This window comes from Candidatus Clostridium eludens (assembly GCF_045310515.1).
GTDB classification, from domain to species: domain Bacteria; phylum Bacillota; class Clostridia; order Clostridiales; family Clostridiaceae; genus Clostridium_B; species Clostridium_B eludens.
Genome location: NZ_JBJHZX010000158.1, coordinates 1 through 518, shown reverse-complemented (window position 1 = coordinate 518; position 518 = coordinate 1). Strand labels below are relative to the sequence as shown.

Annotated in this window: 1 protein-coding gene; it reads left to right on the top strand. The window is 34.9% G+C overall.

Annotated elements, in window-relative coordinates:
* Nucleotides 1-518, top strand: a 518-nt coding sequence (locus tag ACJDU8_RS25650; protein WP_406795019.1) for an NAD(P)/FAD-dependent oxidoreductase, incomplete at both ends; no start/stop codon positions are given.

The following is a 518-nucleotide window of genomic DNA, read 5'->3' as shown; positions in this document are numbered from 1 at the left end:
TTAGAGGATAATGGCGTAGGAATTGTACTAAATGATGGTGTTAAAGAATTTAGAGAAGAAGGAACTGGGTTAAATGTAATTCTAAACAGTGGAAAAATTTTATATGCAGACATAGTTATACTTGCTATAGGAGTAAAACCAGACACGGCATTTTTAAAAGAAACCGGAATAGAATTTGGTCCAAAGGGTCATATAATAGTAAATAATAAAATGGAAACTAATGTTAAAGGTGTGTATGCAGTAGGAGATGCTATTGAAGTAGTAGATTTCATAAATGGAAGTAAGACTGCCATTGCACTTGCAGGCCCTGCAAATAAGCAAGGAAGAATTGCGGCAGATAATGTATGTGGTTTGAATTCAGTTTATAAAGGAACTATGGGAACAGCAATTATTAAGGTATTTGGATTGACAGGTGCAAGTACGGGAAATAACGAGAGAACGTTAAAATCAAAGAATATACCATATAAGGTTATATATCTTCACCCTAATTCAAGTGCTGGCTACTATCCAGGTGCAGC